Origin of the sequence: Tardiphaga sp. 813_E8_N1_3 (genome assembly GCF_051811025.1) — a bacterium.
Classification (GTDB): domain Bacteria; phylum Pseudomonadota; class Alphaproteobacteria; order Rhizobiales; family Xanthobacteraceae; genus Tardiphaga.
Map to the genome: position 1 here is coordinate 3,073,005 of NZ_JBPWQE010000001.1, position 25,241 is coordinate 3,098,245.

Below are 25,241 nucleotides of genomic sequence, written 5' to 3' on the forward strand. Positions count from 1 at the left end.
AGACCGAACTGGCCACAGAACGGCTTGCCGACAGCTTGTCGGCGCAGATGGGCACCGAAATGGCCGATAAATCAAGCCTGTTTTCCAGAAAAGCACCTATGAACGCCCGGCCGCCATTTCATGGATCGGCGTTAACGATGGTGTACGGCTCTCGGCGTATGTTGTCTTGCTGATCCAAACATTCAGAACCAGTGATGCCCTACGATGCAACTATCGCCAGCCGAAGATGCAGAAGCACCAAGATCGCAGACCGATCACACGCGTCAGGTCTGGATCGATTTTGCACGCGGTATAGGCGTCATTCTCGTGGTTTATGGCCACGTGCTCGGCGGTTTGATACCGCCGCATCTGTTTCCTGACGGACCACTCGCGCAGTGGATGAGCTATACGCTCTATACTTTCCACATGCCGCTGTTCTTCTTTCTCGCGGGCCTGAACGTACAGCACAGCCTCACACGCGGCGCTCGGCCGTTCCTCGCCAGCAAGGCATGGACGATCGCCTATCCCTATGTGCTGTGGTCGCTGATCCAGGGCAGCGTGATCATGCTGATATCGCAAAACGCGAATATTCCGATCACCACCAGCGATCTCGCGGCGATCTGGTATCGGCCGATGGCGCAATTCTGGTTTCTATATGCCTTGATGATCTGCCACATACTGGCAGTGCTCATTCCCAATCGCACCATCATGATGGTCGTCGCGCTCGCTGGCCTGATCGTATTCATGCTGTTGCCGATCCGCCCCGATCTTGCGCTCACGATGCATCACCTGCCGTTCTATGTCGCAGGTCTCTATGCAACCCGCATCGTGATGGCGTGGCAGCCTTATGGGCGAACGGGCTGGACCATGTTGACCGCGATCGCCGCCGCTTTCGCTGCTGCGGTTGCCATTGGAGGACAGCTCTCCAACTTCGATGCAAATGGCATAGCATCGCTTCCGGCATGTATTCTCGGTATCACCAGCGTGGTGCTGCTTTGCAAGTTGCTGAACGAGGCGCGACATCGCTGGCTGGCGCTCGTCGGCGTGATGTCCATGACGATCTATGTGCTGCACATCATGGCGGGGTCGGGAACGCGGATCATCATGCAGATGCTGCACGTGCCGCCAATGCCGTGGGTCTATCTCCTCGCAGGCACCGCGGCCGGCGTGATCTTGCCCATGGTCGCCCATGTCGTGTTACAGCGGCTGAATCTGCTCGCGCCACTCGGGCTTGCGCCCCTGCCGAAGCGCAAATCTGTACCCGCTCCGCTTGTCAGCCAGGCGGCCCGATCAGACTAAACTCTGCCGGTTCGGATTCCGGCCTGCGCCTGCTTCAGGGGCATCGCGGCATCCTCGGCAGGTCTGACAGTCTGGTCGTGCGGACAGGCCATCGCGAAGATCATCCAGAACAGAGCGGATATCTCACCTGACGAGATACTGGTCAGGGGCAAGTGAATCAGGATACCGCCGAGCGACAGAGCGCCGAGCACCACGCCTTCTTTGGTCGGCATCCGCCATGCCGCAGACGTGCTCCAGACCCCGACCCAGATATAGGCTGCCAAACAGAGCAGTCCGACGGGAATGCCGAGCGTGAGCCAGCTCGCAATGATCTGGCCATCGACCGGCATGGTTCCCGCGACACCGATATCGGTGAAGCTGAAGCCAGATCCCATCACCATGCTGTCAGGCGTATTCCACAGCGTCACGAATTCTTCGAGACGTTCGTTGCCGCTGCCATCCTCGGAACCGCTGCCAAGCGACTGCAGCCGCTCGGTGATCACTTCGCCAAACGGTGTGAACAGGACTGCGGCCATGGCTGCGCCGACGATGCCAAGCCCGGTCGCAAGCGCCCGCCGCCGCGTGGATTGAAACACCATGCAGAACACCACGGCCACCGCGAGCGCGATCCAGCCGGTCCGATACAGCGACAGCAACAAGCCCAGTGCCGCGGGCGCCAGGGCAATCAGAGACTGCCATCCCGGTCTCAGGAAGCCCAACAACAGCACCCCCGTCGCGGTGAAGGTCGCGTAAGTGGCGGGCCCGTTCATCGTGCTGAAGACGCGCACCATATAGGGCAGCGGATACCCTGCCGACAGGATCGAGGCGTAGTTCATCCAGAACCGATCCCAACTCGGCGGATCGACATATTGCCAAATGCCGTAGAGACCCGTCAGCGGCAGCACCACCAGAAAGATACGCCCCATGGCATTGACGAGTTCGCCATCGGACCTTGCGCGCTGCTGCAAAGCAATGCCGTAAAGAACGGGTGCCGCCCACTTCAACGCACCTGTCGCCGCGCTCATCCAGTCATTCTGAAAAACCGACAGCATGGCGCCGTATGCGATGCAGGCCAGCACGATAGCCGGCGCGATCAGCCAGGGATCGCGCAACTGCTCGCGGGACGACAGCAACGCCCACAGGCTCGGTAACGGCATCAGGATAAACAGCAGCGGCCCGATCAGCATGATGCTGGCCGCGTCGTAGCCCACCGACACATCGACCACGCGCCGCACGAATGGCGCGAAGGCAAACAGCAGAATGGCCGACTGGATATGGGCCGCGGTGCTGCGTTGCCAGGCCAGCCAGCCAGCGGCCGCACAGCCGACCACGAAGAGCGGACGCGACAGGCCGCCCAGCGCGGGACCGACCACCAAGGTCACGATCAGGAGCAGCGCAGTCGGTAGCCACCCGGACAGGACGAAATCCGCCGGACCGGATTTGAGTCGGCCTTGATTCATAAAGGCAGACTATCGCGAGCAGCCTCCCGACGTTAGGCAAAACCGCTGCGCTCCCCCATCGCGGGGCTAGCTTTTGCGACTTTCGCCGCTATGGTGCCGCCGTCGCACTCGTAGCTCAGCTGGATAGAGCATCGGATTTCGATTCCGAGGGTCGGGCGTTCGAATCGCTCCGAGTGCACCAATGATTTCAACGGGTTATCAAAAGCCAGCCTACCCAAGTTCTGGTCCCGGGAAATGCCGGGGAAATTATTGAGCCCCTGGGGCGTCGTTAGAAGACCGAATCTTATCCCCAGCTTTCCAGCCCGTCAGCCACCTGCATTCCGGTTCCCCATCTATTCAACTTCCGGCCTACGTTCCCTGATTGGGCTGGCGACATGACGAACTTCCCGCGCGATGTTTGCGAGCAGGCGTTGGCGCATGCGTTGGTGGATGAGACCGAAGCAGCTTATCGCCGCTCTGACACTCACTCGAAGCGGCGGCTACTAATGGATGAGTGGGCGCTGTACTGCGCATCGTCACAGCTTAGCGGGGATCAGCAATGACTGCCAAGACTCTGACTATGACACTGCCGGGAGGGATGCTCAAGCGAGGCTTTTGGCTCTACGTTTGGCGCGTCACTACCCCGAAGGGTGTCATGCTGTACGTTGGGAGGACTGGCGACAATTCGAGTCCACACGCCACAGCGCCCTATACACGGATGGGGCAGCATCTCGGCTTCATAAAGACATCGAATGCTCTTCGGTCTCGATTATTGGACAAAGGCGTTACCGCTGAAGACTGCGAGCGCTTTGATCTGATTGCACACGGTCCAATCTATCCAGAAGTCCTACGTGACCGAAATGCCAATCGGGCGACGCTGATGAATGATCACATTCCTCGTCGCAATCTTGTAGGAGCAATGGAGAAGGCCCTCGCGGATGAACTTGCTGCCGGAGGCTACACTGTATTGAACACAGTAAAATGGAAACACGACCACGATCCGAAAGTCTGGGCGGCCGTGAAAGATGCTTTCCGTTCGCATTTTTCCGAAGATCGCCAAGGGGTAGCACTGTGCAACCTTAAGCGGATTTAGCCGACAAAATCAGACCACGCACCGTTGACAAACTGATCTGGACGCCACCCTTTCAACATCTTATCGAGCACGGTTGCGTCCGCCAGACTCACTCCTTGTGCAGCAGCAATAGCAAGGCCAGTCGGGTAGAGCGTTTCGACTGCGGCTCCTAAGCCAGTAGTTATTATCCATCTTACGCTTTTCGTCGGTAATTTATCTACCCAAGTCTCACGGGTGACCGCGTCAAAATACTCCTTCACCAAGCTCCGATCTGGATTCTTATCGCGTAACCACGACTTGAATTTCTTCGCCTCATCAAGAAGTAGATACAAGTCGTCTAATGACTTCTCTCGCTTGTTGATCACCTCGCGTATGGCTCGCCCATGCAGATGCAGGTCTTGAAACAGATCAATTTCACTAACTGCACTGTCTCGCTTTTGCATTAGATTCAGATACTTCAACTTCATGATCGAAGCGCAAAGCGGATCATGCACCAGTTCGGACATATAGCGCCCAGCAAGAAATACACCCGCATGCGCATCAAACATAAAATTTAGCAGATACTCTGGAGTGATCGAGCTATGCTCCACGGGCACCGCCTTGTGATACTCTAAGTTGACCGCAGCGAAGTCCAGATTTGTGCTCAAAGCGAACGAACCGTCGCTCAGCCTTAAAACATCAAAATGCAAATCTCGCGGGCGGACGAATTGCGGAACGAGATTAACAAGCGTCTCGTTTAGTGCAGATTGAACGAAGCGTGGATCATTCAAATCCATACGAGCCCCTTCCGTGAAGTCCGCCGGGCTCATAGTGTCTTCGATGCGCGCAAACGAAAGATGGGACATAATACTTTTAACACGCTTTTTCGTCGCGGCCGCCTTCCCCAAAGCCCGTTCAATTATCTCTTCGACGGTCTCAGCCCGCTTATTTTTCCCACCTTTGCCGACCTCGAACACGCCAAAATTGTGCGCCCTGAGCCCGTTGTTAGAGCTGGAAATCACGCCGAAATTCTCATTCCAGAAAGAAACCCTCACTTCCGGACGCGCAAGTAATCGATCAAACCCTTCTGCACCTAAGTCTACGAGCAACGAATGCATAGTTCCTCGCGAAAGAAGGAGATGCACCTTGTCGTAGAAGAGCAACGACTCAGCCAACAAGCCTAAATCTATGAAAGACCCTCTATTCCCCGTCCTCAGTATCGATACATTGTCAAACATATCAAAAATCTCGCTCAGCTTAGTCGATGTGCGGCAGAAATATCCGCTAGGCTTTGTGAACAGCGTCCCAGAGTTTGCTTTGAACTTCGGTTTCTAATTTTTTCACCAATTGCTCGCCATCCGATGCAAGCTTATCGATTGCTTTAAACTCGCGCGTTTGATGCTGAAAATTCATACGATGCTCCGATAACGCGCTCAGGATCATTTGATCCAACTCTTCAAACTGCTTTTTGAGCGGATCGCGGAGAAAGATGCCATTCTTACGGAAGTACAAATAAAATCTTCGGCTTGCCTTGTTAGCGCGCGCTACTTTAAAAGGCTCAATCTGCTCCTTGTAAGCATCCGTCTTGTTGTTTGCCTCTAGCACCAGCTGACGCTGCCAATCGGCGAGCTTGCTGTTCTGGATAAATTCTTTGAGCTCATCGGCCCGCATTCGGTTCAAATCGGGGGTCGATTGATATCGAGATACCAAGCTCGCAACATAGCCGTGAGCATCCATTAGACGAGCCCACGCTTCTGGCAACGCCTCAAACTCTCTCTGGTGCAGCTTTGTAGCGCGATCCATCTGCGTGTTGATCGCGAATTTCAGATGTTCAAGCTCCTTCTGCTGCTCGTGCTTGTACGCGGCGAGCCTTTCCTCAAATTTTGAATTTAGCCACTTCTCACTGAACGTACGAAATAGCCACCATACGAACGTTCCAAGAGCCCCTGCTCCCACAACAATGTATCCAATAGCAGTGAAAAAATCTGAGAGGGGGTTCATCGCGCCATAGACCTGCGGGTTCGATTCAAGACCGTTACTTCAGCTCTCGCGAACAACCTTCGGCCAATTGCTGAGAGGCTTCAGGCTCGGCAACCCTTCCGGTCGATCAGGATAATGAAACTCACTACCCCGCAGCCATCTTCCCTGAAAGCGATCCCAAAACAAGATGGCATCCATCTGCCAAGCGAACTCATGCACACACCAGACGCCCTCACGCTCGATGACTTCTCCGGTCGCATCGAAAGGCAGACTGTTGAGCTTGCAGACGGCGTCTATCTCGACCCAATGCTCCCTAATGTACGTGTCCTGTAGGGCAACGTGATACGGCCGATCAGCACGCCAGCGCTTGCCGCTGCCTCGCTCGTGAAAGCCGACGCGCTGCATCATGAACTCGGGTATTCGGGAGAACGCCTTTCCAAGACGACGGGCCTCATCAGCCGTGAGCTTGCTAGCTCCGAAGCTGTAGCGCGCCGACTCGTCTCGGCAATAGAGCCAGGCGAGCGTTACGCCGTTGGCATCATTGACGACATAGCACCCGGAATTCTTCGGACGAGCGTCCAAGGAGGTGGAAAACGGCGCTTGACTGCATGAGAACATAATGCGAACACCAGGTCTTTCAGTCAAGGCTCAAAGATCGCAGAGGAACGGTGTGGGAAACGATTGTCCAAATTTCGCAAATGAGCCGATGATGGAAAAGCAGATTGTTCTCTTCTTGGATTTTTTAGGCTTTGCAGAAGCAAGCAAGCGCATGGGCGACAACATTCAAAACGACTTGCTGAGCCTGTTGAAGACAATTGCTGACCTAAGATCAGAATTCTCGATCACGACCGAAGACATCGACAATGGTTCAAAGAGGCATTCACTAAAGCCGACGGTGAGTACATTTTCCGACCACATTGTTCTCAGCTACCCTCTCGGTCGATTTAGCGCCGAACTTGGCAGCTCGACCTTTATGATCCTTTCTCAAATTCACGAGTATGCAGCGAGAATTGCGCTAATGGCGTTGCGACTGGGTTTCTTGATAAGGGGCGGCGTTGCGGTTGGCAGTCTATATCATTCGGGCGGCGTTGTGTTTGGCGAAGCTATGGTCGATGCGTACAATTTGGAATCAAAAATAGCAGTTTATCCGCGTATTGTAGTAGCTGACGCCTTGTTGTCCGAAATGAAGGGGGCGAGCGAGCTCTGGATTCGTCGCGACTTTGACGGATTGCTGATCGTGAATTATTTGAGCAATTTCATCTTGAAATGCGCCCAGCCAGGCGTCGGATATTGGGACAACGTTAAGAACGCGAAGAATGAGTTAATCGACATTTTGCGCAATAACGTCGAGCAACTGACTTCTAAGAATAGCGTTGCCGCACTATCAAAATGGATCTGGTTCTCGAAGAATCTGCGCCGGTCATTTGATGAAATGCATCCTCACCTCATTACGGAGCTTGGCTACACGGATGGTGACTTTTCGTGGCTCAAGTAGCTTCTAGGCTGTTTTATTCCTCCCGAGTTGCCTCTCGTTTCAGCTTACGCGGTTGGCCATTCGGCTTTTCCAGAGACTAGGCGCTCGCTTCGCGCTCGATCGTCCGCAACCGCACGAATGCCGCCCAGGCCTGAGGAAACTCCGCACTCTTGGCATCGATGGCCATTAGAGCCCGAAGGGCCTCTCGAATTTCGTCCGGCGAAGGCCGCTGAGATGAGGTTCCTGCTTTGGACTTCGCCCAGAGATCCTCGACCGATTTTGCCAGCACCAACGCCTCGGCATTCGTTCGTTTCTGCACAGGCTTTGCCAACACATGGTCTGGCGGAAAGACTGGCCAGACGGTCGGCGGCTTGTCGGCACGCCAGTCGGCTTCGGGGCCGGGCGTGGTTCTTAATGTCTGGCTTTCCGATTGCTGCCCGCCCGAGCCAGGTTGGCCTGCAAGACGGCCAAGTTGTTGCTCGGTCGTCCCGGCCGGTCCACTGCCGGCAGATGATGGTTGCGACGCCATGTCCGTGAGCACTGACGGATCGGCTGTCGGCAATGTCTTTTGAACCAGCTTGATCGCCTGAAGCGCACCGGGTGATATTCCGATCTTCTGTTGAGCCAGCTTCTCTTCTTCTTCAGAGACCGGACAGGCCTTGTACGCATCGTGCCGTTGCGCAATCTCTCCGTCGTCGTCGATACGCGCAAAATCGATTGCAACCGCGTAGACGAAGGCGCGATGCCCGCGATAAGCCCCTGATCTGTCCTTGGCGTTCACGGTGCCGCAAACATACTTCCCGGCAGCGACCTGAACCGACCGCAAGACATCGAATTGCGCAGATGCCGGATTAAGCAAGAGGCGCGTAACCGCAGCACGCGCCTTCGAATGATTGGTCGTCAGGATAGAATCCAGCGCGTAGTCAGGCCGAATGAAGGACGGCTGATAATAGAACACGGATGCGGCTGCAAAAAACGCTGCGCCCACGCCGGCGGATATCAGGGCAGCTGGCGCGTTCATGCAATACGGTGCTCCGCCCACCAAATCCTTCGACAGCCAAGGATACCATTTTACATTGCACTAGCTTGTGACCATTCCGTTAACGCGCATCTCCACAACCGCTGCTTCTGGAACCCGTCGTTGCGGTCGCAATGGCTTGCTGAACGGCGAAGGGCTGCCGTCAGTGCTATTTACCAGCCGTTACCACCATCCAATTTAAAATCCCCGGCGCCAAGGAAGCGTCGATGACCCCTGAAAAACCAAATGCTGGCCGCGTCGCGTTCGAGCGCGGTTTCCCTGTCTGGCTCATGGCCATTGATGGCACATGGCGCCGCAGCTGCCGCATCATGGACGTGTCCGAGACGGGCGCGCGCCTTATCGTCGAGAGTTCGATCGAGGGTATCAATCTCAAGGAATTCTTCCTGCTGCTGTCGTCCACAGGACTGGCGTTCCGTCGCTGCGAGCTGGCCTGGGTCAATGGCGAGGAGATCGGCGCGACATTCCTGCGACAGGGCGCCAAGAAGAAAGCCTCCCGGCCGGCTGACACCGAATCCTGACCTCCCTGCGATTATTTCCGGAACCTCGCCCGACACGCGGCAGCTGACGCCGCCGCCCGGATCTGCCCAACTTTGCGGCAGGAACATTCGCGCCCCCGAACTCTTGTTTTCTCGTGAACAGTTGGGTGCGTTTATCCGCTTGAACCCGGGAGCCACCGTGAAGAATTTTTCCCATGCCGCGTTTCCTCCCGACACGATTTCAGTGATGAAACAGGCGCTGGACGGGGCTGTTTCAACGCTGCCGCACCCCGTCAACTCGTCCCATGTTCAATGCATCGCCGAGAGTATTCTGCGGACGACGAGCGAGGGCGAACGCGATCCCACCATGCTCCAGACCATGGCGCTGCTGGAATTGCAGATTACCCAGCGGGACTAACAGCTGGCCTGTCATCACGACCTCGTGGGCAACGAAAGTCGGGCTTGTTGCAGTGCAACCAGATGCCATATTCCGTGTTATCGCCTCAACATGGAGGTTGCCGCATGCCCTACGCGCTGTTTTCAAATTCGGTCAAAGTCAGCAAGGCCTTCCCCAGTAAATCGGACGTCTGGCGGCATGCCGTCGAGAGTGGCTTGGTTACGGAGGTCGGGCTGGGCGAGGAAGATCCGCCGCGTCGTCTTCTCGATATCGGCTATGCGATCCACGCATGTGCCGCCGATACAGTCGAAAAATCGGACGCTACAGGCATGAGCGAGCACGACATCAGCCAGATGATTGCCGCCTGTCAGCTCAATCAGCAGTCCGCAGCCGCCGCATCGTAAATTCGATGTCGCCGTCTGGCAGCTCGCGCCAGCGCTCGACTTCGCTCATGTAGGCTTGCTTCGGGAAACGATCCAGAAACGCCCGTGCCGTCTTGCGGGCGTTTTCACGTGGTTGCGTGAAGCTCTCGCGCACATAGCCATCATCGCTGGCACGCCGCTGCTGGCGCGCTGCCATTCTCTCCGCCAGATCGCGCGGTGTTCCCCGCATTGCTACTCCGGACACAAGCAACGACTAATAGATTGTCACGGATAGCCAACCGATCAAGTGCCATATTCTTGGCCTGACGAGTTTCGAGGTCAGAAGAAAGGGCGCACCGATCGCTCGGCACGCCCTTTCCCTGTTCTCGCTGAACCAGGCGCCGAGGGCGCCCTTGCGAAGCTCAAAGAGTGAGCCTAGCGGGCGGCCTCAGCGAGGTGACAGCGCTTGGAATTAGACACTGGACCACCTCCTTTCATTGTTCGTGACACTCTGAGTATAGGAAAGATTCGCGCCGTGTTAAGGGCCGCGATCCAGACGAGCCATGCAATCTCGCACAGGCCGCGCGAGCCAGCCGCTGTTGTGAAGGCTTGGCCGTGCATGCATCATCTTTCTCTGCTGTTGCTGCGCGCATCACCTGAGCGAGCATTGGACAGCGGTAAAATCAATCAAGGACGGAAGCGACCATTGGGCTTGCCCCACCTTGTCCACTAGGTCCCTTCCCCCGATGTCCAGCAATCTCGACGCCCGGCCGAAAGGCGTGATGACGCGTCGCGCTGCCATTATTTTTCAGATCGCAACGCTCGGCACTGTCGCCATGTTCGCCAGCGCGCCGACACCGCTCTACCGGATCTATCAAGACCACTGGCACCTCTCGCCCGTCATGGTCACGACGGTGTTCTCCGCCTATGCGCTCAGTCTGCTGGTGGCACTGCTGACGGTCGGCGGACTGTCGGATTATATCGGTCGCCGGCCCGTGATGTTCTCGGCGCTGATCCTGAATGTCGTGGCACTCGTGGTTTTCATCACTGCGGATTCCGTCGTTGCACTAATCACTGCCCGTACCATTCAGGGATTTGCAACCGGCATTGCCTTCAGCACCATCGGTGCTGCCATGCTCGATCTGAATCGTGCGCACGGATCGCTGATGAACAGCCTGACGCCCGTAACGGGCACAGGGCTCGGCGCGTTGCTATCCGGTGTGCTCGTCAGCTACGCGCCAATGCCGACCCAACTGGTCTATCTGCTGCTCCTCGCAGTAACGCTCATCCAAGCCGTTCTGCTGTGGTGGATGCCGGAAACGGTTGCGCGTCGTCCCGGCGCACGGGCGTCGCTCCGGCCGATCGTGACTGTACCGCCTCACGTGCGACAACCCTTGACCCTGGTCTCGCCTGGCAACATTGCCGTCTGGGCGTTGGGCGGGTTCTATCTGTCGCTGATGCCCTCGCTGCTCCGGCTCATCACCCGATCGAATTCGCCTCTGCTTGGCGGACTCGCGGTGACAGCGCTGACCTTGAGCGGCGCCGCCTCGATGCTGGTAGCGCGCAAATGGCCTGGCACCATCATTCTGATCCGCAGCATGGCGTGTCTTATTCTCGGCGTGCTGATCACGCTGGGCGGGGTCTACACGCAAAGCATCCCGCAACTATTGGTCGGCACTGTCATCGCCGGCTTTGGCTTCGGCGCCGGGTTCTTCGGCAGCATTAGGACCGTTGTGCCGCTTGTCCCCGCGCATGAACGCGCTGGATTGCTCTCCGTGATTTTCATCATCTGCTATCTCGCCTTCAGCCTGCCGACTATCGTCGCAGGCTTGGCAATCCCGACGCTCGGCCTGCCGCTGACGCTCGATATCTATGGCGCAGTGGTGATCATCCTCGCGGCGATCTCGCTGATCGCCGCACTCGCATCGAACCGCGGGGCGTCATGACCGGCTACGTCATGCTACCTGGCATGAAACAACGGATCACTGTGCCGGACGAGCCTTGTATCGGCCACACCATAGTGCGACCGACGCGGTTCGGCACAGTGATGACAGCTTCGTCAGGTACGTCGAGCCACATCCCGTCGATCCGCACCTTGTAGTGCCCGCTGTTGGATTCCCAATCCACATCGCTGACGGCGCTGCCGTCTGCATCGGAACAACACGGACCCTTGCCGCTGCGCAGACTATCAAACCAGGCTTTCAGATCGGGATTGGTGTTGGCAAATTGTCCGCGATCGCGCGCAGCGACGCTTTGCAGCAAGGGGATCGACAGGAGCACCGCAACGCCAACGGTTAGCGCTCCCAACTTCAGCCAGCCATAACGACGCTTGCGACGTCGACCGTGAGAGATACCATCTTGCAAACACGGCGCTTCTGCGCCGGAAGTCATCCAGTCGCTCATTTGCTTGCTCCAGCCCCCGGCCGGCACAATGATGTTCAGGTTTGTCGCGGGCAACGTGCCCACCTCTTCCGTAGTCACTCACGCAAAGCGCATCATACGACTATCGAAGAACGGCTGCGCTTCAACTTCGCGGTAGACGCCCGATCAAACGATAGGCGATTCTCCGTTAGCACCGGCTAGGCTCTCTTCGCACTGCAGCGAATTTGTGGTGATAACTTCAATGGCGGAGGTATTTAAGAACGCCCTCGTCGCGAAGTGCCAGGGCGGCAAGCGAGCGCGCCTGCGTCACTCGGTCTTTCGCTCCTGAACCAACAGCGCCCGCGAATGCGTTGACGTTGGTATACGGTCTTTGCAATACTTCTGATTGCGCAACCAAGGGACGGGTTCGCGCCATCGGGCTATTATGAAGAACGGACTCTACTCGATCCATGTCGAGCTTCTCGACGGGCGTTCAGGCAAGGGCAGCGGTGTTGTAACCTTTCGCGAAGGCGAGCTGCTCGGCGGCGACGCGTACCTGTTCTACGTCGGTACCTATGTTCTCAACAAGGAAGCCGGCACCTTCAAGGGCGAGGTTTCCGTCATGCAGCATACGCCCAGCCCTGACATGAGCCCACTGTTCGGCGGCCAGAGCCAACCGGTCGGCATCGGTCTGTCGGGTACTTTCACGGATACGTCGGCGACGATGAACGGCACAGCGCTCGTCGGCAAGCACAGCCAGATATTTCGCGCGACACTGCGCAAGCTTGCGGAATTTCAGCAGTAGCAGCGTCCGCTATTCCGCAGCCATCTCCAGCGGCGCGACGCGCGGCAGGATGATCTGGATACGCGTTCCGTGCCCCGGATCGGACTGCAGATGCAGACGACCACCGAGGCGGCTGGTGACGATGCTGTAGACGATGTGCAGACCCAGGCCCGTGCCACCTTGATCCCGGCGCGTCGTAAAGAACGGGTCGAACGCACGCCGCCGGACCTCCGGGCTCATGCCGACGCCATTATCCGCGAAAAGAATTTCCACATGATCGTTGCCGGCTTCCTGCACCGTGATCTCGACCGAACCACCATTGCCGTCGGGAAAAGCATGAGCGACGGAATTGAGGAACAGATTGGTCAGCACCTGACCATACGGACCCGGATAGCTGTTCATCGTCAGTCCCGGCTTGCAGTCGACCGAAAGCGCCAGCTTCTGTTTGCGTAATCCCGGCTTCAAACTCATCACCACCTGCTCGGTAAGATCGGCGAGATCAAAGACGCGCTGGTCAGAGTAATTACGGTCAGCGGAAACTTGTTTGAACGACTGGATCAACTCAGCCGCGCGATTGAGATTGGCGACCAATTGTGCCGCGGCGTCGCGGTTGGACTCGATGAATTCGGTCAGGGTCGAGCGGCGCAGCTCGCCCCGCGCAACCTCCTCGCCGAACAGCGCGATCTTGCGTTCCAACGATGACGCCACCGTCAGGCTGATGCCCACGGGATTGTTGACCTCGTGGGCCACACCGGCAACCAGCCGCCCAAGCGCCGCGAGCTTCTCCGCCTCTATCAGGGAATTCTGCGTCTCACGCAGATTGCGTAGCGCCGTCTCGGCGGCATCCTTGGCCTTGAGCATCTCCTGCTCGCTGCGCTTGCGCTGGCCGATATCGAGCGCCACGGTCACGATGTTCTGGATATCACCATCGGCCGTCAGCAAAGGCAGCTTGTTGACCAGCCACTGCCGCATCACGCCGACAGCATCCTTGTATTCTTCCTCGTAGAAACCGAGGCCCTTCCTGGTCGCCAGCACCATCTTGTCAGGCGAGTCGGTCTTTGACGCGCCAAAGCGCATCATCAATTCGCCGGTGGTTTTCCCGATTGCGTCACCGGGCTCGATGCCGAAAATCCCCGCCATATAGCGGTTCATCAGGACGTATCGCAGATCGGTGTCCTTTACATTGATGACGGCAGGAACGGTGTCGATGACCTGCTGCAGCAACCTGCGGCCTTCCCTGATCGCCGCTTCGGCATGTTTCTGATCGGTAATGTCGCGGACCGTTCCCTCATAGCGCACAACCCCGCCATTCTCGTCGCGGACCGCCGTGGCGCTGTCGGACAGCCAGAGGATCGTGTCGTGCCGTTGACGGACCTGATACTCGAATTCGCGCACCATGCCGTCGCTTTCCATGCGCTGCTGATACTCGGCGCGCGCCGCGGGATCGACATAGATGTTGCGTGAGATATCCAGCGTGGCGCGGATCAGGTCCTCCGGTGAATCATACCCCATCATCCGCGCCAGTGCCGGATTGGCATTGAGCAGCGCGCCTGCCGGCGTCGTCACATAGATGCCGTCGACGGATCCTTCAAACAGCTTGCGATAACTTTCTTCCGCCAGTCTCTGCTCGGCCAACGCATGCAAGGCCGCCTCGCGCGCGGCATCGGCATCGACCAGCGTCTTGCGGAACACCTCCGCGGCGCGCGCGATATCACCGATTTCATTCTCCAGATCCATGGCCGGGATCGGCGTGTGCTTGGCGCCACCGGCTAGCGCACGGATCGACTTGGCAATCGCCTTCAGCGGCTTCACGATCCGCCGCACCACGAACAGTGCCGCCAGCAAGCCAACGAGAACGCCGGCAGTGCCAAGAATGATACTTTGCCATCTCGCCTCGGTCAGCGTGCGCGCGAATTCACGCGACAGGACCCGGCCGCGACGGGCGCTAAGCTCCCGCAACAATTCGGTCACCCGGCCGATCAGGCGGCCCTCCGCCCCGAGCACGTCCCTGTCGAGATCGGCGATCTCGCTTTCGGTTTCCGAAATCGCAATGATCGCATCGGTATAGGCATCGGCGGCCGCACGAAGCGCGGGTGTACTGACCGGCAGCGCACGCATGCGCTGCGCGGCCTGCTCGGCCCCGACAGGATCGCGCGCCAGCAACGCGGCAGCGATCTCGTTCTGTGCCCGGAACATCGCCTTGGCACCGTTCGAATTCGTCACATCCGGAATCGCATTCTCGAACTGCTCGCGCAGCGGCGGCAGCGTCGCCAGCAAGGCAGAGCGGCGCGCAATCAACGACGAGACGTGTTCGATCCCTTCTCGATATTTGGTCAGCCGCGCGTCGACGCCATCGATCATGTCGCGTTGCTCGGGCGCAAGCTCGATCCGGGTCTTCTTCAGGAGATCGCCGAGCGCCGTGGCAGCCTGCGAGACCCTCTCGGGTTGCGTATCGGGATCGGTGACGAAGTCGCGTGCTGCCAGCCGCAGCCTGGTCAGGCGGCGGTCGATATCCTCGGCCAGATCGCCAACGGTCTGCAGCCGCTCAAGCTCGGCGAAGGTATTGTCGATATGACGGATCGCGACCACGCTGGCGATGCTGGTGATGAGGATCACCGTCAACACCAGCAGGAACCCGCTGAAGGTCAACTGGCCGATCGAGAGCGAGGACGATCGGACCCGCTGAAAGAATGCCGCAATGGCAGAGGACATGGTTGTGGGACCGGACTTCAGAGCGTCCCAATATATCCTGACTTCAGGCGCGGGGGGAACATGCTGGACGGCCCGATCGGGCCGAACCGTCCAGCATGGTGTCTATTTTGGCCGTATCGCGTCGGCGGTGCCCTGGATGAAGGCCTGGATCTTGACCACATCCGCTTCCGTGAGCTTGCCGGTAAAATCAGGCATGCCCTTATCCTTGAACGGCCCGTTGAAGACGATGTCCTTCAGGTTGGTGATGGTCTCGGTCGACACGTAACCGAGATTGGGAACATTGCCGCCCTTGTCCACGCCGGGCACGCCGTGGCAGGTCGCACAGGCATTAACGTAGATCGAAGTCCCCTCCGGGACGTGGGTGGGATCGTATTTCACGCCGGTCAGCAGATTACCGATCTGGTATTTGGTGAAGGCAGGCAACGGCGCCTTGCCGCCAATGGCAAAGGTGTAGACCGTGCCGGGCGCCTCACGATCCGTCGCGCGCTGGGTAATGCCGAACACGCCGCCCCAGCCGACCGCCACCGAGACGTATTGCACACCATCGACCATATAGGTCGCAGGTGCGGCCACCACGCCGGTGCCGACCGGCGTTTCCCAGAGCTTCTCACCTGTCTTGGCGTTATAGGCGATGAACCGGCCGTCCGCGGTCCCTTGGAACACGAGATTGCCGGCCGTCGTGAGCGTACCGCCATTCCAGGGCGCGATGTATTCAGCGCGCCATGCTTCCTTCTGCTTCACCGGATCCCACGCGATCAGGCGACCGAATGGCGGGTTCTTCGGCGGCTCGGCATTGAGCGAGAAGCCGACATTCCAGCCCGTAGTGCCGCCGAATTTGTTCGAGCCCGGCGCATTCTGCACCAGTGTCTTCTCACCCGTGAGGTTCAAAGGCACGCCCTGTGCCGGCAGATAGACCAGCCCGGTTTGCGGATTGAACGACATCGGATGCCAGTTATGAGCACCGAACGGTCCGGGAATGCTGTCGAAGGATTTGTCCGGCGATCGGGCTTCCGGCACCTCGATGGGTCTTCCGCTGGCATCATAGCCGGTGGCCCAGTTCACATCGACGAAGTTCTTGGCAGAGATGAACTTGCCGTTAGTGCGATCAATGACGAAGAAGAAGCCGTTCTTCGGCGCATGCAGCACCACCTTGCGCGGCGCGCCGTCGATGGTGAGATCGGCGAGGATCATCGGCTGCGTCGAGGTGTAGTCCCAGTTGTCGCCGGGCGTTTCCTGATAATGCCAGAGATATTTCCCGGTATCGGCGTTCAGCGCGACAATCGAGCCGAGATAGAGATTATCGCCGCCTCCCGGACTGCGCAGATTGCGATTCCACGGCGAGCCGTTGCCAGTGCCGATATAGACCATGTTCAGGTCAGGATCGAAAGTGATCGTGTCCCAGGCCGAGCCGCCGCCGCCATTGATCCAGTATTTGCCGGCCGGATCCCAGGTCTTCGCCGCGGCAGCCATCGAGTCGTCCTCGAAAGGCTTGGCCGGATCGCCGGGCACCGTGAACCAGCGCCATGCCTGATTGCCGGTCTCCGCGTCATAGGCCGTGACATAGCCGCGCACGCCATATTCGGCGCCGCCGTTGCCGATAACCACCTTGCCGTTGAACACGCGCGGCGCGCCCGTGATCGTATAGGACATCTTGCGGTCGATGACCGTGTCCTTCTCCCAGACCTTGTTGCCCGTCGCGGCATCCAGTGCGACCAGCCGGCCGTCATAGGAGCCTACGAACACCTTGCCCTTGTAGAGCGCGACGCCGCGATTCACGACATCGCAGCAGCCGCGATAGCCCTTTTCGCGATCCACCCCGGGATCGAAGGTCCATAGCCGCTTGCCGGTGCGGGTATCGACTGCATGCACAACGCTCCATGGTGCCGACACATACATGATGCCGTCGACGACCAGCGGCGTCGCCTCGACGCCGCGGATGGATTCCAGATTGTAAGTCCACATCAGGCCGATATCTTTGACATTCTCGGCCGTAATCTGATTGAGTTTGCTGAAGCGCGTCTCGGCGTAATCGAGGCCGTAAGTCGGCCAGTCCTTTGACGTCGCCGTATTGGCCGTAATCGCAGCACTATCGATTGCCGATGTAACCGCCTTGATATGATCGGGAGAGCCTTTGGTCTGCGCCTGGGCGACACCGCCCAGCACTGTCGCGCCAAGCGCTGCTACGATGGATGTTCGGAGCCAACGGTGCAGTATTGTATGTGAGTTGAGTGTCCCGTTGAAAAATGGACGCAAGGGCGCGCCCCGACGAGCAAGCTGTCTCATGCATTTCACTCCCAATGGCCTCTGGCGGGCCTGTCGCGATGTTACGCGCGGGAGTTGAATCGTCAACAGATGAGAACAGTTCCAGATTTTTCTCTGACGCGTTTTGCATCGCAAAGCTCGCGCAAATCCTTTGAACCATCTGGTGAGATATAAGCGATCGGCTACGCTTGCCCGCCCCTCACCCATCGCTATGATTGCGCCACAGAGATGCACACAGCATCCGTAATACCGAGGGGAACGCCATGAACATCACGCAGGGCTTGCGCCGTGCGCTGCAAACCAGCCCGCAGACAATAGCCACTATCGACGGCGACCGCCGCCGGACATGGCGCGAGGTTGGAGACCGCGTCGCGCGTCTTGCAGGTGCGCTGCAAAAGCTTGGCGTCAAGCACGGCGACCGCGTGGCGGTGCTGATGCTGAACTCCGACCGCTATCTCGAACTCTATCTGGGCATCGCCTGGGCCGGCGCCGTAATCGTGCCGACCAATGTGCGCTGGAGCCAGGCCGAAATTCTCGACTCCCTGCTCGACTGCCGCGCCAGCGCGCTGGTCGTCGACAACTCATTCGCTGCCATGGGCGTCGAACTGACGAAAGCCATGCCACTCACACTGGTCTATGCCGATGACGATACAGGCCCGGCCGAAGCGCACGACTATGATGAGCTCATCGAGACGACTGCGCCGATTCCGGATGTCATGCGCGGCCGGGAAGAACTGGCTGGCATTTTCTACACTGGCGGCACCACAGGACGTTCCAAGGGCGTGATGCTGAGCCACGGCAATATCATGAGCAACTCGCTGCATATGATGAGCGAAGGGCTCCTGCCCCATGGTTCGATCTATCTCAATGCCGCGCCAATGTTTCACGTCGCCAATGGCGGCGTGATGTTCACCTCGCTGGCCTCTGGCGGCACCAATGTCATCGTCCGGATGTTCAACCCGGAACTGGTGATGCAGACCATCGCCCGCGAGAAAGTATCGGCGACATTGATCGTCCCGACCATGATCCAGATGCTGGTCGATCACCCCGCATTCAAGACCGCCGATCTTTCATCGCTGAAAATCATGATGTATGGCGCCTCGCCGATCAACGATGCACTGCTGAAACGCGCGATGGCCGGCATGCCAGGCACCGAATTCCATCAGCTATACGGCATGACCGAACTGTCACCGTTGGCGACGCATCTGCCGTGGGATCAGCATATCGGCGAGCAAGCTGCGGCGAAGAACCGCCAGCGCGCCTGCGGCCGCGCGGCGATCGGCTGCGAGGCGCGTATCGTCGACGCCAATCGCAAGCCTGTGCCAAACGGTGAAGTTGGCGAAGTCGCCGTGCGCGGCCAGAACGTGATGATGGGCTATTGGGAACGGCCGGAAGAGACCGCGAAAGCCGTGATCGACGGCTGGATGCACACAGGCGACGGCGGCTACATGGACGACGAAGGCTATATCTATCTCGTCGACCGGATGAAGGACATGATCATCTCAGGCGGTGAAAACGTTTACTCCACCGAAGTGGAGAATGTGGTCGCTCAACATCCGGCCGTGGCGCAATGCGCCGTGATCGGCATTCCCGACCCGCAATGGGGCGAGACCGTGCATGCCTTCGTCATTCCGAAGCCCGGTGCGAGTGTCAATGCCGCCGAGATCATCGCCTTCTGCAAGGAGAAGATCGCCGGCTACAAGTGCCCGCGCAGCGTGGACGTGCGCAGCGAACCGTTTCCGTTGTCGGGCGCCGGCAAGGTGCTGAAGCGTGAGCTGCGGCGGCCGTTCTGGGAGAATGCAGCGGCGGCGCCGCAAGCCAGGGCCGGATAGATCCGAACTCTACGGCGCGCCGGTGAGCTCGAACACCTCGCCGTCATAGCCAGCCTCGATTGGAATCCGCAACTGGCGCTTGTCGCCATCGCGCGTGACGATGGGCGTGACGCTGATGATTGTGCTGCGGCTGGCGTCGTCGAGTGCCCCCGCGACGCTGGGCTGCTTGCCGAGCTTGATGAGATTGCGCGTGGTCGGGAACGGCAGCGTGAAACGGCCCGATGCGCCGCCTTCCAGCGCTTCGCGCGGCGACAGCCAGATCGAGTCCGTGGACTCCTTGCCGTCATGCATGCCGACCTGTTCGGGCGGCGCCTCCGCAAGAAAAAACCATGTGTCGAAGCGCTTCTTCATGCCTTCCGGCGTGATCCAGTGGGCATAGGGCACCAGCAGATCGAGCGCGAGCTCCAGATCATTCTCGGCGATGATATCGGCGAATTTGACCTTGCCCTCGTTCAGCGCGTCGCGATGCTGATCGGCGATAACGCTCGCCTTCGTCGCAGCGATCAGGTCGTTAGAGCCGCGCGGCCGCGCGAGCAGGATACGGCTTTCCTCGAAAGTCTCGCGGATCGCCGCGATCTTGAATGCAAGCATATCAGGATCGAGACCATCGCCGCCACTATAGAGGTTCGGCTGTGTGCCGATCTCGCGATCACCGGCATCGACGCTGCCGCCTGGAAACACCAGCGCGCCTGATGCGAATTCGATCTGATAGTGCCGCACCATCATGAAGACGTCGATGGAGTCGGTTTCACCCTTGCGCAACAGCAGGATGGTGGAAGCAGGACGCACAACGCCGGGCTCGCTTGGCATTCAGTTTCTCCCTGATCGGCATTCTTGGATGATGCCGCTTATCATTCAAAACACTATGCCCGGAGTTCCCTCCGGGCATAGTGACGCTTGAAACTAACCCGCTGCGCTCGACTGCGGCGCGATGTTCGCGCGTTTGTCGTAGCGCGCGACGCGCGAGAGGAGATAATCCACCTCCGCCTTCGCCTGCGCCGTGATCGCCACACCCGGCTTGCGCTGCGCACTCGATGCAATGACGCCGCGCTTCTGCAGCACATATTTGCGGACCGCGAGGCCGATGCCGAGCTGCTGCTCGTAGCGGATCAGCGGAAGATGCGCGTCGAACAGGTCATGCGCCTTGTCGCGCTCGCCCTTCTTCTGGAGATTGACGACGTCGATCAGCAGTTCAGGGAAGGCATACCCCGTCATCGCGCCATCAGCGCCGCGTTCCATTTCGAAATCCAGGAACACGCCGCCATTGCCGGTGAGAATCGACGTTTCGCGCAAGCTGCCGTCCTTCTGGAAGTTGCGCAGCGCGGTGATCTTCTCCAGACCCGGCCAGTCCTCGTGCTTGAGCATCACGCAGGACTTGGAGTCCATGATGATCTTGCGGATCACGGCGGGGGTCATCACGACGGTGAGGGTCAGCGGATAATCCTGCAGCACCCACGGCACGTCGTCGCCGATGGCTTCGACCGCGCCCTTGAAATAGTTGGTGATCTGGTCGTCGGTGCGCAGATGAGGCGGCGGGGCGATCATGACGCCGGCAGCGCCGGCATCCATCGACTTCAGCGCCAGCGAACGCATGGCGGCGAAACCGGGGGCGGAAACGCCGACGATGATCTGCATCTTGTCGCCGGCGCGCTTGATGAAGCGGGTGGCCACAGCCTCGGACTCGGCGCCCTCCAGCTTCGGCGCCTCGCCCATGATGCCGAGCACGGTCACGCCGTTGCAGCCGACCTCCGCATAGAAGTCCGTCAGGCCGTCGATCGATTTGTCGTCGATGCGGCCGTCGTCGAGGAACGGGGTCGGTGCGATGGCAAAGGTGCCGGCGGCTTTGGCGGTCAGTTTCATCATGAGCCTCTGTGAATGGATGCCGGCATTCTACCGGGAAATATCGGGTCTGTCCGCCCGAACCGGGCCCAACTGCCCCTCAAAAACGCCGTGCCCCGTGCTGGCTTGCCTCGTCCGAGAAGAAGATCTCGCCGGCATGGGTCACCACGTCCTGCGCACTCCAGCCGTCATGGGGCGGCTTCCAGCCTTCCATTTCCATCATCTTCATCTCGCGGACGCCGCGCGGGCCGGACACGCCGAGAACCTTGCCGGTCTGGCTGCCGGAGAGATCGCTGACCATGTAGAGCACCGCCGGCGCGATACCGTCCGGTCCCAGCGCCGCGCCAGGATTTTCGATATAGCGCGGCAGGTCCGCGGTCATGCGGGTCAGCGCGCCCGGCGCCAGCGTCCAGACGCGGATATTGTATTTGCGGCCCTCGATGGCCAGCACATTGGACAGGCCCCAGATGCCGCCTTTGGCCGCGCCGTAGTTGCTCTGGCCGAAATTGCCGATCAGGCCGGAGGTCGAGGACGTGTTGACGATGACGCCGCCGCCGTTTTCCTTCATCCATTTGAAGACCGGTTGCGTGACGCAGAACGTGCCTTTGAGATGCACCTTCATCACCTTGTCCCACGCCGCTTCGGACGCCTTGGCGAAGGTCTGGTCCAGAAGAATGCCCGCATTGTTGACGAGGATGTCGACCTTGCCGAACGCCTTGATGGCATCGTCGAACACCGACTGGCCGCCTGATATGGTCGAGATGTCGGAACCGTTGGCGACGGCCTTGCCGCCCTCTTTCTTGATGGCGTCGACGACCTGCTGCGCCATGGAGAGATCGGAACCGGAGCCATCGCGTGGGCCGCCGAGATCGTTGACCACGACGGATGCGCCCTCGCGCGCGAACAGCTTTGCGTAGGCTTCACCGAGGCCGCCACCGGCGCCGGTGATGATGGCAACCTTGCCGTCGAGAAGACCCATGGCACGCTCCCTGCATTTTTATGATTTTGTTTTTTGTTTTGCTCCGTCATGGCCGGGCTTGACCCGGCCATCCACGTCTTACGTTTCGACCAAGACGTGGATGCCCGGCACAAGGCCGGGCATGACGTCGAGAGGATTGAGTTTACGCCAGCACCGTCTTGCCGCTCTTGATCACGGTGACGCCACGCTCTTTCACTTTCGCCTCGAACGACACTACGTTGCCGTCCTTCCACATCTCCATGGTGACAGTCTCGCCCGGATAAACCGGCGACGAGAAGCGCACCGCATGCTGCTTGAACGCGGAGGGATCGTAGTCGGCATAGGTCTGCAGCACGCCCCGGCAGGTAATGCCATAGGTGCACATGCCGTGCAGGATCGGACGCGGGAAGCCGGCGCGTTTGGCGAATTCGGGATCCGAATGCAGCGGGTTGCGATCGCCGCACAGGCGATAGATCAGCGCCTGATCGGGCCGCGTGGTGATGTCGACGGTGCGGTCCGGCGCGCGCTTCGGCATAGCATGCGGCTCGGGCTGGCCTTCGGACTTGCCGCCGAAGCCGCCATCGCCGCGCGCGAAACGCGACGCCACCAGGGTCGCGAGCGCCTCGCCGGCTTCATCGCGCAGGATCGTCTGATGCAGGATCACCGCGCCCTTGTCGGCGCCCTTGTCGAACACACCAAGCACGCTGCTATCGGCGGTGATCTTGGCCGCAACCGGCAGCGGCTTGTGGAATGTGATGTCGCGCTCGCCATCGACCACGAGCAGCTTGTTGAGACCCATCTCGCCCGGGCCGGAGCCCCATGCGGCAACCGATGCATAGGTCGGCACGACTTTCAGCGGACGCGGCGTATAGGTGCCTTCGTTGACGAAAGCGAGTTCACGCTCGTCCATCGGATCGGCGCCCATGCCGATGCCATAGGCGTAGAGCATCACTTCGCGATCGGTCCAGGCATATTTCTGGCCGATGTTCTTCATCGCCATCAGGGCTTCGTAGTTGATGGGCATTCGGTCGCTCCCGATTTTCTTGTTTGTTGCTGTTTCTCTCTCACTGTCATCGCCCGGCAGCGCGAAGCGAGCTTCGCTAGATGACCGGGCGATCCAGTATACACAGGCCTTTCGGCGTTTACTGGATCACCCGCTTTCGCGGGTGATGACAGCCTGTGTGCGTTGCTTATGCCGGCGTGAAGAACGGCAGCGGTGCGCCGTCGGTCGGCTTCCACACCAGCTTCACCTTCTGGCCGATCTTCAGACTGCCCGGATCGCAGTCGACGATGTTGGTCTGTACCGAGGGGCCTTCCTTCAACGTCACATAGGCGATCACGTAAGGGCCGGTCGCCGATTTGCGCATGTGGCTGTAGGTGTAGATCTCGCCCTCGCCCGAGCTCTGTTCCCACTCGGTCTTGTCGGAGAAACAGAACGGGCAGATCGCGCGCGGGAAGAAGTGCGCTTCGCCGCAGGTCGTGCAGCGCTTGATCATGAACTTGCCGTCCTTGGCCGCATCCCAGAACGGCTGCGATTCAGGATTGCCGGCCGGCGTCGGATACTTCTTGGCTTCAGTCATTACACGCGCTCCAGAATAGCGGTCGATGCGGCGTGACGTACGCCGAGCAGGCCTCCGGTGCCGTGCGCGATCGCCAGATCGCAATTCGGCACCTGCACCTTGGGATGGGCTTCGCCGCGCAGCTGGCGCACGGCTTCGAGAATCTTGGTCATGCCGCCGCGATTGACGGGATGATTGCTGCAGAGGCCGCCGCCATCGGTGTTGAACGGCAGCTTGCCGACGCCCGAGATCAGGTTGCCGTCGGACACGAACTTGCCGCCGTCGCCCTTCTTGCAGAAGCCGAGGTCTTCGAGCTGCATCAGAACCGTGATGGTGAAGCTGTCATAGATGGACGCATACTTCATGTCCTGCGGCGTCACGCCCGCTTCCTCGAAAGCGCGCGGACCGGACCACACGCCGGCCGAGTAAGTGAGGTCGAGATCTTTGCCGCCGCGCGGACCCTTCATCGCTTCGCCGTGACCGATCAGGCGCACCAGCGGCTTCTTCAGGCTCTTGGCGATTTCCGGCGTGGTGACGATCATCGCGCCGCCGCCGTCACTGACGACGCAGCAATCCATGCGGTGGAGCGGATCGGAGATCATCGGCGAGTTCAGCACGTCCTCGACGGTGACGACGTCCTTAAGCATCGCATGCGGGTTGTATTGCGCGTGGTGCGAGGCCGCGACCTTGATCCAGGCGAGTTGTTCGCTGGTCGTCCCGTAGTCGTGCATGTGACGCATGGCACACATGCCATAGGCATTGTGCGTGGTGGCGCCGTAAGCGGTTTCGAAATCGGCTTCGGCGCCCTGCAGACGCGGCGGCATCACGCCGGTGCGCGGCTTGCCGGCCAGTGTGACGAGTGCGATCGAGCACTTGCCTGCGGCGATCGCCTGCGCGGCATGGCCGAGATGGATGATGTAGGAGCAGCCGCCGGTCTCGGTGGAGTCGACGTGACGCGGTTTGAGGCCGAGATAATCGACCATCGGCCACAGGCCTCCTTGCGCATCGCCGGCGCAGAAATAGCCGTCGACATCCTTGTGCGTGAGGCCTGCATCCTCGAGCGCGCCCTTGGCGACTTCGGCATGCAACTGCGCGATGGATTTATCCGGCGCATGCCGGGTCGGGTGTTCGTAGATGCCGGCGATATATGCCTTGCCCTTGATGCTCAAACGTCTCTCCGATTGGTGTTTCGTCCCAGTTCAGTTTTTTGTGACCTTTCACGGCAGCCTTGGCAAGCGACAACATTTCACGCTGCGGACGTGAATTTCACAGAGCGGAATGGTCGCAACGCAGCCCAGGAGTTTTTCGCTGGTGATTTAGCTGTTTACCAATCTGGTCAGCGAGCTCTCACAAAAGCGGAGGTCTGGATTTCCGGAAGCGGTGGGCTGGTCGTACCGGTGATTGCGCGCGCTACCCGCAAACCGCGACGTCCGCTGCAGATTCAACTGTCAAACAGCCA

At 59.3% G+C, this 25,241-nt stretch carries 24 protein-coding genes and 1 tRNA gene; 10 read left to right on the top strand and 15 right to left on the bottom strand.

Going from position 1 to position 25,241, the window contains the following annotated elements:
• Positions 1-204 precede the first annotated feature (204 nt).
• Positions 205-1,278: an acyltransferase family protein gene (locus tag AB8A33_RS14730; RefSeq protein ID WP_439093419.1), complete on the top strand. Its 1,074-nt coding sequence runs from the start codon at positions 205-207 to the stop codon at positions 1,276-1,278.
• Here AB8A33_RS14730 and AB8A33_RS14735 read toward each other — a convergent pair.
• Positions 1,275-2,717, bottom strand: coding sequence for an O-antigen ligase family protein (locus AB8A33_RS14735; RefSeq protein WP_439093420.1), 1,443 nt, complete (start codon positions 2,715-2,717; stop codon positions 1,275-1,277). The two genes, AB8A33_RS14730 and AB8A33_RS14735, sit on opposite strands and share 4 nt — an antisense overlap.
• Positions 2,718-2,821: 104 nt before the next feature.
• Here AB8A33_RS14735 and AB8A33_RS14740 point away from each other — a divergent pair.
• Positions 2,822-2,898, top strand: a tRNA-Arg gene (locus tag AB8A33_RS14740).
• A gap of 357 nt (positions 2,899-3,255) precedes the next feature.
• The gene (locus AB8A33_RS14745) at positions 3,256-3,789 is read left to right on the top strand and encodes a hypothetical protein (protein ID WP_439093421.1); all 534 of its coding nucleotides are present in this window, start codon (positions 3,256-3,258) and stop codon (positions 3,787-3,789) included.
• Here the strand turns inward: AB8A33_RS14745 and AB8A33_RS14750 are convergent.
• The 3 genes from AB8A33_RS14750 to AB8A33_RS14760 all read right to left on the bottom strand — a co-directional run bounded on the left by AB8A33_RS14750 (position 3,786) and on the right by AB8A33_RS14760 (position 6,345).
• Positions 3,786-4,865, bottom strand: coding sequence for a hypothetical protein (locus AB8A33_RS14750; RefSeq protein ID WP_439093422.1), 1,080 nt, complete (start codon positions 4,863-4,865; stop codon positions 3,786-3,788). The genes AB8A33_RS14745 and AB8A33_RS14750 overlap by 4 nt on opposite strands.
• A gap of 166 nt (positions 4,866-5,031) precedes the next feature.
• Positions 5,032-5,748: a hypothetical protein gene (locus AB8A33_RS14755; RefSeq protein ID WP_439093423.1), complete on the bottom strand. Its 717-nt coding sequence runs from the start codon at positions 5,746-5,748 to the stop codon at positions 5,032-5,034.
• 39 nt (positions 5,749-5,787) lie between these two features.
• Positions 5,788-6,345 carry a hypothetical protein gene (locus AB8A33_RS14760; protein WP_439093424.1) on the bottom strand — a complete coding sequence of 186 codons (558 nt, stop codon included), beginning with the start codon at positions 6,343-6,345 and terminating at the stop codon, positions 5,788-5,790.
• A gap of 91 nt (positions 6,346-6,436) precedes the next feature.
• On the opposite strand from AB8A33_RS14760, the gene AB8A33_RS14765 reads away from it, so the two are divergent.
• The gene (locus tag AB8A33_RS14765; RefSeq protein ID WP_439093425.1) at positions 6,437-7,222 is read left to right on the top strand and encodes a hypothetical protein; all 786 of its coding nucleotides are present in this window, start codon (positions 6,437-6,439) and stop codon (positions 7,220-7,222) included.
• Positions 7,223-7,298: 76 nt separating this feature from the next.
• On the opposite strand, the gene AB8A33_RS14770 is transcribed toward AB8A33_RS14765, so the two are convergent.
• On the bottom strand, positions 7,299-8,060 hold the full coding sequence (locus tag AB8A33_RS14770) for a hypothetical protein (RefSeq protein WP_439093426.1): 762 nt from the start codon (positions 8,058-8,060) through the stop codon (positions 7,299-7,301).
• Between the two features lie 386 nt (positions 8,061-8,446).
• Between AB8A33_RS14770 and AB8A33_RS14775 the strand changes: the two genes are divergently transcribed.
• The 3 genes from AB8A33_RS14775 (at position 8,447) to AB8A33_RS14785 (ending at position 9,517) form a co-directional block, all read left to right on the top strand.
• Positions 8,447-8,758: a PilZ domain-containing protein gene (locus AB8A33_RS14775; RefSeq protein ID WP_439093427.1), complete on the top strand. Its 312-nt coding sequence runs from the start codon at positions 8,447-8,449 to the stop codon at positions 8,756-8,758.
• A 157-nt stretch (positions 8,759-8,915) separates the two neighbouring features.
• Entirely contained in the window at positions 8,916-9,134 is a 219-nt protein-coding gene (locus AB8A33_RS14780; RefSeq protein WP_439093428.1) for a hypothetical protein, read from the top strand.
• A 104-nt stretch (positions 9,135-9,238) separates the two neighbouring features.
• Positions 9,239-9,517, top strand: coding sequence for a hypothetical protein (locus tag AB8A33_RS14785; protein WP_439093429.1), 279 nt, complete (start codon positions 9,239-9,241; stop codon positions 9,515-9,517).
• Here AB8A33_RS14785 and AB8A33_RS14790 read toward each other — a convergent pair.
• The gene (locus tag AB8A33_RS14790) at positions 9,486-9,725 is read right to left on the bottom strand and encodes a hypothetical protein (RefSeq protein WP_439093430.1); all 240 of its coding nucleotides are present in this window, start codon (positions 9,723-9,725) and stop codon (positions 9,486-9,488) included. The genes AB8A33_RS14785 and AB8A33_RS14790 overlap by 32 nt on opposite strands.
• A gap of 496 nt (positions 9,726-10,221) precedes the next feature.
• Here AB8A33_RS14790 and AB8A33_RS14795 point away from each other — a divergent pair, with 496 nt between their 5' ends.
• Entirely contained in the window at positions 10,222-11,421 is a 1,200-nt protein-coding gene (locus AB8A33_RS14795; protein WP_439093431.1) for an MFS transporter, read from the top strand.
• Between the two features lie 4 nt (positions 11,422-11,425).
• On the opposite strand, the gene AB8A33_RS14800 is transcribed toward AB8A33_RS14795, so the two are convergent.
• Positions 11,426-11,878, bottom strand: a complete 453-nt coding sequence (locus tag AB8A33_RS14800) for a hypothetical protein (protein ID WP_439093432.1) — start codon at positions 11,876-11,878, stop codon at positions 11,426-11,428.
• Between the two features lie 403 nt (positions 11,879-12,281).
• Here AB8A33_RS14800 and AB8A33_RS14805 point away from each other — a divergent pair, with 403 nt between their 5' ends.
• Positions 12,282-12,641: a GrlR family regulatory protein gene (locus tag AB8A33_RS14805; RefSeq protein ID WP_089267259.1), complete on the top strand. Its 360-nt coding sequence runs from the start codon at positions 12,282-12,284 to the stop codon at positions 12,639-12,641.
• Between the two features lie 9 nt (positions 12,642-12,650).
• Here AB8A33_RS14805 and AB8A33_RS14810 read toward each other — a convergent pair whose 3' ends face one another.
• Positions 12,651-15,332, bottom strand: coding sequence for a PAS domain S-box protein (locus tag AB8A33_RS14810; RefSeq protein WP_439093433.1), 2,682 nt, complete (start codon positions 15,330-15,332; stop codon positions 12,651-12,653).
• Positions 15,333-15,434: 102 nt separating this feature from the next.
• On the bottom strand, positions 15,435-17,615 hold the full coding sequence (locus AB8A33_RS14815; protein WP_439093434.1) for a PQQ-dependent dehydrogenase, methanol/ethanol family: 2,181 nt from the start codon (positions 17,613-17,615) through the stop codon (positions 15,435-15,437).
• Between the two features lie 242 nt (positions 17,616-17,857).
• Between AB8A33_RS14815 and AB8A33_RS14820 the strand changes: the two genes are divergently transcribed.
• Positions 17,858-19,426, top strand: coding sequence for a long-chain-fatty-acid--CoA ligase (locus AB8A33_RS14820; RefSeq protein WP_439093435.1), 1,569 nt, complete (start codon positions 17,858-17,860; stop codon positions 19,424-19,426).
• 9 nt (positions 19,427-19,435) lie between these two features.
• Here AB8A33_RS14820 and AB8A33_RS14825 read toward each other — a convergent pair whose 3' ends face one another.
• The 6 genes from AB8A33_RS14825 to AB8A33_RS14850 form a co-directional block, all read right to left on the bottom strand.
• A complete protein-coding gene (locus AB8A33_RS14825; RefSeq protein ID WP_439093436.1) occupies positions 19,436-20,236 on the bottom strand; it encodes an NUDIX hydrolase in 801 nt (266 codons plus the stop codon).
• Between the two features lie 93 nt (positions 20,237-20,329).
• Positions 20,330-21,286: a dihydrodipicolinate synthase family protein gene (locus tag AB8A33_RS14830; protein ID WP_439085508.1), complete on the bottom strand. Its 957-nt coding sequence runs from the start codon at positions 21,284-21,286 to the stop codon at positions 20,330-20,332.
• A gap of 79 nt (positions 21,287-21,365) precedes the next feature.
• Positions 21,366-22,244 (bottom strand): SDR family oxidoreductase, encoded by an 879-nt coding sequence (locus AB8A33_RS14835; protein WP_439093437.1) that lies wholly within the window; start codon positions 22,242-22,244, stop codon positions 21,366-21,368.
• Positions 22,245-22,386: 142 nt separating this feature from the next.
• Positions 22,387-23,247: a MaoC/PaaZ C-terminal domain-containing protein gene (locus AB8A33_RS14840; RefSeq protein WP_439093438.1), complete on the bottom strand. Its 861-nt coding sequence runs from the start codon at positions 23,245-23,247 to the stop codon at positions 22,387-22,389.
• A gap of 166 nt (positions 23,248-23,413) precedes the next feature.
• Positions 23,414-23,803, bottom strand: coding sequence for a Zn-ribbon domain-containing OB-fold protein (locus tag AB8A33_RS14845; protein WP_089267252.1), 390 nt, complete (start codon positions 23,801-23,803; stop codon positions 23,414-23,416).
• Entirely contained in the window at positions 23,803-24,951 is a 1,149-nt protein-coding gene (locus AB8A33_RS14850; protein ID WP_068730675.1) for a thiolase domain-containing protein, read from the bottom strand. Before AB8A33_RS14850 ends, AB8A33_RS14845 begins: the two co-directional genes overlap by 1 nt.
• Positions 24,952-25,241: the final 290 nt, after the last annotated feature.

Coding starts and splice junctions, on each gene's coding strand:
- AB8A33_RS14820 (WP_439093435.1), top strand. CDS start 17,858: ATGAACATCACGCAGGGCTTGCGCCGTGCGCTGCAAACCAGCCCGCAG.
- AB8A33_RS14745 (WP_439093421.1), top strand. CDS start 3,256: ATGACTGCCAAGACTCTGACTATGACACTGCCGGGAGGGATGCTCAAG.
- AB8A33_RS14825 (WP_439093436.1), bottom strand. CDS start 20,236: ATGCCAAGCGAGCCCGGCGTTGTGCGTCCTGCTTCCACCATCCTGCTG.
- AB8A33_RS14765 (WP_439093425.1), top strand. CDS start 6,437: ATGGAAAAGCAGATTGTTCTCTTCTTGGATTTTTTAGGCTTTGCAGAA.
- AB8A33_RS14755 (WP_439093423.1), bottom strand. CDS start 5,748: ATGAACCCCCTCTCAGATTTTTTCACTGCTATTGGATACATTGTTGTG.
- AB8A33_RS14810 (WP_439093433.1), bottom strand. CDS start 15,332: ATGTCCTCTGCCATTGCGGCATTCTTTCAGCGGGTCCGATCGTCCTCG.
- AB8A33_RS14790 (WP_439093430.1), bottom strand. CDS start 9,725: ATGCGGGGAACACCGCGCGATCTGGCGGAGAGAATGGCAGCGCGCCAG.
- AB8A33_RS14800 (WP_439093432.1), bottom strand. CDS start 11,878: ATGAGCGACTGGATGACTTCCGGCGCAGAAGCGCCGTGTTTGCAAGAT.
- AB8A33_RS14845 (WP_089267252.1), bottom strand. CDS start 23,803: ATGACTGAAGCCAAGAAGTATCCGACGCCGGCCGGCAATCCTGAATCG.
- AB8A33_RS14785 (WP_439093429.1), top strand. CDS start 9,239: ATGCCCTACGCGCTGTTTTCAAATTCGGTCAAAGTCAGCAAGGCCTTC.
- AB8A33_RS14735 (WP_439093420.1), bottom strand. CDS start 2,717: ATGAATCAAGGCCGACTCAAATCCGGTCCGGCGGATTTCGTCCTGTCC.
- AB8A33_RS14815 (WP_439093434.1), bottom strand. CDS start 17,615: ATGAGACAGCTTGCTCGTCGGGGCGCGCCCTTGCGTCCATTTTTCAAC.
- AB8A33_RS14795 (WP_439093431.1), top strand. CDS start 10,222: ATGTCCAGCAATCTCGACGCCCGGCCGAAAGGCGTGATGACGCGTCGC.
- AB8A33_RS14835 (WP_439093437.1), bottom strand. CDS start 22,244: ATGGGTCTTCTCGACGGCAAGGTTGCCATCATCACCGGCGCCGGTGGC.
- AB8A33_RS14730 (WP_439093419.1), top strand. CDS start 205: ATGCAACTATCGCCAGCCGAAGATGCAGAAGCACCAAGATCGCAGACC.
- AB8A33_RS14750 (WP_439093422.1), bottom strand. CDS start 4,865: ATGCATTCGTTGCTCGTAGACTTAGGTGCAGAAGGGTTTGATCGATTA.
- AB8A33_RS14760 (WP_439093424.1), bottom strand. CDS start 6,345: ATGTTCTCATGCAGTCAAGCGCCGTTTTCCACCTCCTTGGACGCTCGT.
- AB8A33_RS14830 (WP_439085508.1), bottom strand. CDS start 21,286: ATGAAACTGACCGCCAAAGCCGCCGGCACCTTTGCCATCGCACCGACC.
- AB8A33_RS14840 (WP_439093438.1), bottom strand. CDS start 23,247: ATGCCCATCAACTACGAAGCCCTGATGGCGATGAAGAACATCGGCCAG.
- AB8A33_RS14775 (WP_439093427.1), top strand. CDS start 8,447: ATGACCCCTGAAAAACCAAATGCTGGCCGCGTCGCGTTCGAGCGCGGT.
- AB8A33_RS14805 (WP_089267259.1), top strand. CDS start 12,282: ATGAAGAACGGACTCTACTCGATCCATGTCGAGCTTCTCGACGGGCGT.